Source organism: Methylobacterium sp. J-030, assembly GCF_022829545.1.
Classification (GTDB): Bacteria; Pseudomonadota; Alphaproteobacteria; order Rhizobiales; family Beijerinckiaceae; genus Methylobacterium.
This window is the reverse complement of the sequence record NZ_JAKSYM010000014.1, coordinates 1-8,522: the sequence shown is the minus strand read 5'-3', so window position 1 is coordinate 8,522 and position 8,522 is coordinate 1. Positions and strand designations below refer to the sequence as shown.

Annotated in this window: 8 protein-coding genes and 1 pseudogene; 4 read left to right on the top strand and 5 right to left on the bottom strand. The window is 67.2% G+C overall.

The window, feature by feature from the left end; all coding sequences use genetic code 11:
• Positions 1 to 29 precede the first annotated feature (29 nt).
• Entirely contained in the window at positions 30 to 359 is a 330-nt protein-coding gene (locus tag MKK75_RS00290; RefSeq protein WP_244040644.1) for a hypothetical protein, read from the top strand.
• Between the two features lie 19 nt (positions 360 to 378).
• Here the strand turns inward: MKK75_RS00290 and MKK75_RS00285 are convergent, their stop codons facing one another.
• The 3 genes from MKK75_RS00285 to MKK75_RS00275 form a co-directional block, all read right to left on the bottom strand.
• The gene (locus MKK75_RS00285; RefSeq protein ID WP_244040643.1) at positions 379 to 954 is read right to left on the bottom strand and encodes a PilZ domain-containing protein; all 576 of its coding nucleotides are present in this window, start codon (positions 952 to 954) and stop codon (positions 379 to 381) included.
• A 641-nt stretch (positions 955 to 1,595) separates the two neighbouring features.
• Positions 1,596 to 2,303 (bottom strand): alpha/beta fold hydrolase, encoded by a 708-nt coding sequence (locus MKK75_RS00280; protein ID WP_244040642.1) that lies wholly within the window; start codon positions 2,301 to 2,303, stop codon positions 1,596 to 1,598.
• A 185-nt stretch (positions 2,304 to 2,488) separates the two neighbouring features.
• A complete protein-coding gene (locus MKK75_RS00275) occupies positions 2,489 to 2,743 on the bottom strand; it encodes a DUF3761 domain-containing protein (RefSeq protein ID WP_244040641.1) in 255 nt (84 codons plus the stop codon).
• A gap of 180 nt (positions 2,744 to 2,923) precedes the next feature.
• On the opposite strand from MKK75_RS00275, the gene MKK75_RS00270 reads away from it, so the two are divergent.
• The 3 genes from MKK75_RS00270 to MKK75_RS00260 all read left to right on the top strand — a co-directional run bounded on the left by MKK75_RS00270 (position 2,924) and on the right by MKK75_RS00260 (position 4,658).
• Positions 2,924 to 3,094, top strand: coding sequence for a hypothetical protein (locus MKK75_RS00270; protein ID WP_244040640.1), 171 nt, complete (start codon positions 2,924 to 2,926; stop codon positions 3,092 to 3,094).
• 763 nt (positions 3,095 to 3,857) lie between these two features.
• Positions 3,858 to 4,067 (top strand): hypothetical protein, encoded by a 210-nt coding sequence (locus MKK75_RS00265; protein ID WP_244040639.1) that lies wholly within the window; start codon positions 3,858 to 3,860, stop codon positions 4,065 to 4,067.
• Between the two features lie 39 nt (positions 4,068 to 4,106).
• Positions 4,107 to 4,658, top strand: coding sequence for a hypothetical protein (locus MKK75_RS00260; RefSeq protein ID WP_244040638.1), 552 nt, complete (start codon positions 4,107 to 4,109; stop codon positions 4,656 to 4,658).
• Here the strand turns inward: MKK75_RS00260 and MKK75_RS00255 are convergent.
• Together MKK75_RS00255 and MKK75_RS00250 are read right to left on the bottom strand one after the other, a co-directional pair.
• Complete coding sequence (locus tag MKK75_RS00255) at positions 4,655 to 8,131, bottom strand: hypothetical protein (RefSeq protein WP_244040637.1); 3,477 nt, start codon at positions 8,129 to 8,131, stop codon at positions 4,655 to 4,657. The two genes, MKK75_RS00260 and MKK75_RS00255, sit on opposite strands and share 4 nt — an antisense overlap.
• A gap of 1 nt (position 8,132) precedes the next feature.
• Positions 8,133 to 8,522 (bottom strand): annotated as a pseudogene (locus MKK75_RS00250) (hypothetical protein); the annotation flags it as partial.

The window sequence follows — 8,522 nt, the reverse complement described above, 5'->3', positions numbered from 1 at the left end:
AGGGCACCCAACCTGGGTGAGGCGCAACGGTGACGGGTACGCTCATCCCGCTTCGATCTGACCGCGGTGCCGCATCCGCGCTCGCCGTCTTCGACGTGACGGCGGTAGAGCTACTGCAGGAAGGCCGTGCGGCGACGTTGTTGGGCGCACGGCTCACCGCGATCAAGGCGGATCTCCTGGCCAAGCGCGTGCAGCTTATCGCGGTGATCGCCGATCTGCAGGCGCGCCCGTCGAGCGGTGACGCCGGGATCGACGCCGTCAACGTGACCCTGCGCGCCGAGGCTGGCAAAGGTCTAGCTCATATCGACATGTTCCTTCGGCATACTGAGGCTTGTGCTGCATCCGTAGTGGCCAGCTAACAGCACTGCGCCCTGCACCTCAAAGCACCGTGTTTTCGCTGACCGTAGCCTCATCCAGGGGTGTGAGAAAGGCTGCACCGACGCCGCCATCAATCCGACGCGCGATCCTGGCCCGGTGCCGTCCAACTACGATCGCCTGTCCGAGATCGAGCGGAGCGTCCATCTGCAGGGCAACCCCCGAAGCCGACAAGTTTAGGATCCGTGCCGGAACGCTCGTGCCGTTCGCCATCACAACCTGCACGACCCTGCGTTTCGGCACGACCCGACGACAGACACGCACTTCCTCGGACGGCGGGGCTTGCAGCCTAGCCATCTCCACGAGGTTGCGCACCACCTCGCTGGGCGTAGCGCCTCGGCCAACGACGCGCACGGCGAAATCGGCGGCATCCGCCCTCACAACTCGTATTTCCATCACGCCGACTCCGCGGATCGAGCAACCGAGTTGCGACCCCAGATGCGGAATAGTCGCCGAGCGCATACGGATGCCCTCTGTCGAGATATCGACCGTGATGGCATGAAATTCGGATCCATCGCCGCTCCAGCACAGGGCTGGCAGTATAATGGCGTGGCGAGGGTTTGCTCTTCGCTCAGTCATGGGTCAGGCTGTTACATTCCTTGACCATCGAGAGGCGACCTTGCGGCAGCGTTGACGCAGACAGCCGCATTTTACCAAATGGTGGCTTGTCCTGACCCTTCCGAGCTGAGGAGGCAAACAGATCGGACGAGCTTCCTCAGCACAGCGGTTCAGCACGCCAATCGATCCGCCGCTCTGAGGATACTGGTAAACGCTTTCGCGTGCTCAGCTTCGAGCCTATGCGAGTGCCAGCGGGTGTGGTGTGACCTCACCGGTGAACCGCGCCGGCATCAGCGAACAGCCATCGTGCGCCCGGCGGTGCTGGAGCCAGAGGCCGCCTTGCGCGGTGCTGTTGACGTGGATCGACACGCGGCCGTGACAGACCGGGCAGCGCTTGATCGCGGACGGGTAACGGGCGTGCGCCTAGGCGAGGCTGACCGGGCACTAGGCGCCATCGATCTGGATCTCGCACTTGGGCGCGTCGGGCGTCGTCATGGTGGATGGGTGCCATGGGGAGGCGGTGATCACCATGGCGCGATAGGCACAGCAGAGGCGTGATCGAGTGATCAAAATCTGGCGTGCGGTACCCATCGTGAGGGGCGGCTTTCGACCCATGTCAGTCATATGCTCACGGATCAAAATTTCCCCGAAGGAGCCATTCGCTAGCCGCCCTCTAGCAGCAAATCTTGATCACGAAGCCACGGGACAACCGCGTCTGCGAGCGCTTTAGGTCGCTCAATTGGAATCATGTGGCCGGAATTTTCAATAATTATTAGCTTTGCTCCATTAATCCCGTCCCGCAACTCCTGTGCTTCGCCTATGCTGCGTAAGGCGTCTTGATCTGCTGCAATCACAAGGGTGGGACACTGAATTGAATTGAGCAGGTGCAAGTCGCTGGGTCGATCCTGCGAAGCATGTCGTCTGAATACCTCCGCACCTACCCGTTCGCTCATTGCTCGAACCCGTTCAATCATGGCTTCATCTCCCGCACGATCGGGGTGCAGAGAGCTGAGGACGCCAGAGCGACTGAAACCTGTGAAGCGGGTTGGATCCATCAACCGCACTGCCGAAGCTTTCCGACGGGCCTGCTCGACAGTATCGGCACGGGCCGACGTTGCGACAAGCACAAGAGCTGTCACGCGTTCTGGCGCAATGCGGACGATCTCGCGAGCAACATACCCACCCATTGAGAAGCCAATCAAAGAAAAATGTTCGGGAGCATCATCGAGAACATGCTGCGCCATTTCTCTGATCGATGTTGCACGGCTGAGATCGCCATAAACTAATGGGCCAAGGATCCCTACATCCTGAACAATACCATCCCAAAGTGAAGCATCCGCCATAAATCCTGGTATAAGTACAATGTGCATCGGTGGGCTTCAAGTTTTAACAGTTGGTACAGCTATCTTAATAATAGACAGCGGTGCGATCATCGACTTACGATAGATTTGATAATGCACATTTACACGTAGTAGCGCAACGTCCGTTTCGATGCCGTATCCCTCAGAAGCAGATCATCCAAATACCACCCCGAGCGGACCCTGCGACGTCAGATCTAGCAGCAGTCCCGATCCGCAGAGACCCTACACGCCACCCCGCGATGGTGCGAGCACGTGCCCGGTCGGTGCTGGCTGAAGCTCCAGTCACCATCGCGGCGCCGGGCCGTAGCGTCCGACGGCTTGGTGCAGGTCGTGCCTTCCGGCTGCTCGGGGTGCGGGACCTCGCAGCCATCCCGGTTGGTGTATGTACCGTGTCTGAGTTCCTCGGGCGCGAACAGCTTGCACGAGCCGCGCGCCACGGCATCGCCCATCGGTCCGAACAGTCCGGTGGCGAGCACGGCGGTGATGAGCGCCCGGATTTAAGGTGCGTCCTCCAGTCCAGAGGCACAGCGTAATCGAGCTTTACGGTAAAGCGAGTCCCGGCCGCCGGAACCCGATCTTAAGCCTACCGGTACATCGTCCCACCAGTCCGTCGCGTTCCGATAGCCAGCATGTCAGTAGCCATCCTCGCCGCCCTGATCGCGGGCGCGCTGTGCCTCGGCATGCTGTCGATGCTGGTGCCGCTAGGCCGACAGCCTGAAGAGGACGATGAGACGTTCGGGTTCGAGGACGAGTTCTTCGACCTCGACGGCCCTGTGATCGACATGGAGCCGGCGCGCTGATGCCAGGTCAGCCGGTGACTCGCACCCGCAACGATGGCTGACCACGATTGATCCGAAAGCTTCCCCATGCGTAACCGCTCGCCGCGGTCGTTCACCGTCGAGACAAAGTCCGGCGGCCGCCACCAGCGTACCTCCATCCCGCACCGTGCCACGGCGCCGACGACCCCGAGACCAGCCGTGTCCTGGCCACCGCCGGCCGAGGCGCAGGCACACGCCGCCGAGCCCCGCCGGATCCTGCCCAGCCTGATCATGCCGGAGTCCGAACCGGTCGAGCCGGAGCCCATACAGCTTCAGCCGGAGCGCGTGCGGGTCTCGGGGGAGCGCTCGCCGCAGCCGCGGCGCGGACGACCGCCCAAGGTCAAGCCAGCTGCTGCCGAGTTGGAAGAGGAGCCGATCGCCAGGGCCGCCCCTAAGGTTTCGCCTGCCGAACCGGTGCCTGCGCTAGCCTCGCGGACGCCGCCCACTTCTATGATGCGTACCACGAAGGCGTCGGCCACCCTGCCGCTCGGCGAGCGCTGGAAGCGGCGCCTTGGGCGGTGGGCCCGGTAGGGCCTAGGGATCGCCGCGTAGGGCCCTTCAACCGTTCTGCGCCACCACGCCCTCAGCGATCGGCTCCGGCCGCGCGCCGGAAGAGCAGCACCGGAGGCGGGTTCGCGATCGGCCTCGGTGCGACCTCGCCGGCACAGTCGCGCTGATCGGACTTGATTGCGGCCGAGCTTGAGCCCGGCTAGAGGCGTTGCCTCGGGGTGGCGTGGGAGCAGGGATGAGCGATGTCGTGGCTGCTCTGCTCCTCGACCTCGCGGCCGAGAATGCCGAGCTGCGCGAGCAACTGGCAGCCGCTCAGGACATGCTCGTCGAGACCGCCATCGACGCAGGGAACATGCACGCCCTCGTCGAGGCCATCCGGACCGAGCGCGATGCATGGCGTGAGGAGACCGCCCGGTTGCAGGCACAGACGATCCGGTCTGCCTGACGCCTCGACAGTCGCCCCGGCCACCGCCATGTTGAGCCCATGCCCGCGCAGCACGGCCAGACCTACGATCCGCAGGAGGAGCCGACGCCCCAGGGCGGCTGGTTTCGCTTGGAGGAGCGGCCGTACCCCGAACGGCTGGACCGGGCGTTTCAGGTGGCGGCCTTCGTCGTAGGCTTAGGGGCCGCCGCAGCAGTTCTTGCTATCTTGCTGATCTACGGGACCAAGCCCCTCACCACAGGCGTCGATCTCGTTTGGCTAGTTGCGGCCCTCGCAACAGCAGGGGGACTCTCCTACGGCTTTACCCGCGCCGTCGGCATGGTCGTGACCGGCCTCTACGGCACGATCCGCGACGGCTCCGAGTTCGTGGTCGACTGGCGCGCTGTCCGCCACGACCTGCCGCTGCGCCGAACCTGGATCGTCATCCTGGAGGGCGCGCTGCTGCTCGCCGCCGGCGGCACGTCGTTCTGGGGAGCCGTCAGGTTCATGAAGCACGGCGACGGGTTCGGCCTGCTCGTGTGCCTCGTCATTCAGTGCATGATCTACTGGCCGCTGATCCGGCGCAGGATCGCAGCGGGCCGGACAAGGGGTTAGTACCCCGTGCCCAGCGGCGCCAGCACGCGGCCCGTCGAGCTACCGGCCGAGACCGCGTAGCCCGGGGGCGGTGCCAGCAGCCGCGGCGCGCCACCCTCGAAAGACCGCCGAGCCGAGGCTGCACCCAGGCCGCCGATGATCGCCCGCGTCCCGACCTTCGCGGAGTACGTGCCCGCCGCGGCACCGAGCCCCCCGACCTTGAATGCCACCGCGCCGGCGATCAGATCGACTAGCTTCGCCGCCGCCTTCCGGCCCGCCTCGCCTGCCGCATCCGTCTTGAACGAGCCATCAGGGCGCACGGTGTTCTGCAGGACACCCGAGAGCCGTCGGAAATGCGCAAGCTCCCGATCGTTGAACAACGTCGAGGCCACACCCTTACCGCTACCGTCCGTGAAGTCTCGCAGCCCGGCGGCCATCTTGGCTGGAGGCGTCGCGGGGTCGAGCAGACGATGCACGGCGGCCTGCCGGATCCCGGCCCACTCAGCGCTGTTGGGCCCGAGAAGCCCTCGGGCCGCCGTTGCCTCAAGCACAGCACCGGGCTTGGCGCCGATCGCGCCGGACCCGCCGAAGATCGACCGGCCGACCGCATTCGGATCAAACCCGGTCCGCTCAAGCCCCGTGATCCAGTCCGGCATCGGCTGCCGAGCCGCTTCGAGCTGCCGCGTGGCGCCTTTCAGGGCCCGGAGCCCTGCCACCTGCTGACCGGACAGGAAATCGACCAGCGGACGCCCGTCCTGGCTCAGCAGGTAGTCGAGGCGCGCCCCCAGGTCCCGCCCCTCGCCGCCGAGGTGGCGATTGATGAGGGCACCCTGCACGGCCTGCCACGCGTCGCTATCGGGCCCGACTGCGCTGCGGATCCGCCCGAGCGTCTGAACCTGCCCGCCGGTCACGCGCCCGCTGCCGGGGCTGCCGAACAGCATGCTCGCGACTTCGTTCGGCGAAGCGTCGCGCTCCAGGATGCGGCGGAGGTTGTTGCCTGCGGCATCTCCCTGGAAGCGCGGAGCGAACGCCTGGCGGTAGTCTCGGAACAGTCCGCGCGCGCGCTGCATCGCCGCCAAGGGCGCGGTATCGCCGCCGGGCAGGGCATCAGACGCCGCCGCGGCCGTCGGGCTATCGAACGGGATTTCAGACGACGGCGCACGGGATGCCTCGCCGGTCGGGCGCCCCATGATCGCCGCCTCGAATGCATCGGCACCGTTATCGTGTTCGCCCCTGAATAGGCGGCCCGCGGCATCTTCGAGGTGCGCGGGATGTGCCTGGCGTGCGTCCACACCCACGGCCGCGAGATCGTCGGCCACCTGACGATGGAAAGGCGCCATCCGCTCGGCATAGGCGGCATTCTGGTCCGCCAGCCGGCCGCCGGCATCGGCGGGAGCCCCGCCGCGAGACAGGTCCGAGAGCCGATAGACAGGCTGCCCCGCCCGCTCTTGCCCGATCAGGTCGTGAACCTCGTCACCGATGCGCCGCGAGATCATGCCATCGGCACTGTCCGGCCGAAGGAACCCCTCACTTGCAAGCTGGTCGCGGAAATCCTCAATCGGCCGGCCGGCCTTTCGGCCGAGTGGTCCGTAGGGCGTCATCACTCGGCCGAGATCCGCGGCACGGGCGTCGCCGTCGAGCGCGATCCCGCCATTCCGGGCGAGATAGTGGGTCAACGGTTCGGATTTGCCCGCAGCAGGCCCGCCAGCGGCCGATACCGCCCCAGAGGCGGCAGTGGCGGCCGAGAACCCCGGGAAGCCGTCTCCGGCCAGAGCTGGCGATCCTGCGGCCTGCCTCTGGCCGAACAGCCCCGCCCCCATAGCATCCTCGACGTGCCCGTCGAACTGATGGATTACCTGATCCATCGCCCGTCGGTCGGTCGCGTTCGTCGTGGTCGTGCCGCGATACGCCACCAAGCGCTTTCGAAGCTGCTCCACCTGCCGAAGGTCGGGGCCCTCGCCCGGCTGGAGGTTGAACAAGCCGGGCACGTCGTCGAGGTCGCGCAGCGCGCGCGTCGCGGCGGGGGTCAGGACATCATCGATCGGTACGTCGGACCCGAGCCGGACCCGCACACGCGAGCCTACGCGATCCATCGCGCCGGGCACGAACTGACCGGGATACTGCCCCACATCCGCGTAAGCCCGCCGGTATCCCGCCTTCGCCTGCTCGGCGGCATCGCGCACGCCCTGAATGGCAGCCGTGGCGCCGTCGATGGCGTCGGGCCCGCCGCGGCCCCGCACAGCCCGCAGGGCATCGTCGACCCCGCGCTGCGCCACGCTCTCGCGTTCGGCCTGCGCCTGCGCGGTCTGACGGGCGCGGTCCGCCGCCCCCTCGAATGCCTGTTGCGGACTATCGACACGCGGGGCGTCACCCGCGGCCATGCCCATGAACCGGTCTCGGGTCGCTGCCAAGGCATCGGCCTGCCGCGCAGCGAAGTCCTCACCGATCTGCTGCGCCCGCGGACCGGACTGGCCCGCCAGGGCGCGCCCTTCCTGCGCGAGGGCCCTCGGATCCGCTGTCGCCTGCCCGCGCGACAGCGGCAAGCCGAACTCGGCCGCCTGCGCCTCGCGTAGCGCCGCGGAGGTCTCGCCCTTCGCTGCGAACGAGGCCTCGATGTGCTGCGCCAGCTCGGGCGGCAAGTTGTCAGCATCGAGCCCGGCGTTGATGAGCACTGCTCGCGCCCGCGGCGTGAACCCGGTCTCGGTCGCCACCGCCCCACGCCCGAACCGAGCCAGGATCGGCTCCAGCGCCTTACCCGCAGCGGCAATGACGGGCGGCGCCACCTTCTCGACGATGGGCCCGAGGGCCGCACCGCCGGCGAACCCGGTTCCGGCCCCCTCGATCGTCTTGAGCGAGTCGTGGCTGCCGATCGCCGCGGCGGCACCGCCGTAGCCCGCACCCGTGAGACCATAGCGAGCGGCGCGCGCCGTGAGGTTCGCGCCCTCCGCGATGGGTAACCCCGGCATGAGCGGCGTGGCCGCGATGCCCCCGGCAAGCTCGCTCGCCACGGCGGTTTTCGGGTTTTGCCGGTCATAGGCGCCTTGGAGGTTCTGAAACCGAGCGTAGTTCTCGGCGAAGGTGCGCTTCCCGTCGCCGTAGCCGGAGACACCCGGGAAGCCCTTTCCTTCCAGCCACCCAAGGCCAGTCGCCACCCCCGCCGCGGCATTGCCCGCGAGGTTCAATGAGGCGCCCTGTCCGGCCCCGAGCAGCGCCGTGGTCGCCGTGTTGGTGGCCGACGGCTTGCCGATCAGTTCCTCATCCGCCGCCCGGCGCAGGGCCGAGCCCTCCGGAGTCGAGGCGTCGAGGGCCGAGGCCATCGGGCCGCTGCCGAAGCGATCGTTGAAGCTGGTCGGCTTCTGCTGCGACGCCTTGAAGGCCTGGAACTCGGCCGGATCAAAGGCGTCCGCGGTCGAGGCGGCATCCTGCACCGGAGCTGCCAGCCCCGATTTGAACGCGGCGAACTCGGCGGGATCGAACGCGACGCCTGCCGCCATGTCAGTACCCCTCCGAATGGAGCTGCTGGTATGCCTGGGCCTTCGTCATGCCCGAACCGACGAGCTGCCCGAACCGATCGGCCGGTGATACGGCACCGGGCCGGTTCGAAGGCGACGGGGGCGGCAGCGCGGGGGCGCCGGACTGACTACCGCCTGACGCACCCTGCGCAGCCGCAGGGCCCGACCCGGGGCGGTAGTAGGTGCCCTCCCGGATCTGAGCTGCGCGGGCCTCGTTCTGCTGCTGACGCAGGGTCGCCGCGTCGATGGCCCGCTGGTAGACCTTCACCCGCAGGGCGTGCGGCAGGTTCGAGGAGCCGGCCACGTCGAGGAGGATCTTGCGCTCGCCCTCGGTCGGGTTGCCGCCGAAGATGCTCTTGAGGTTGGTGAGCGC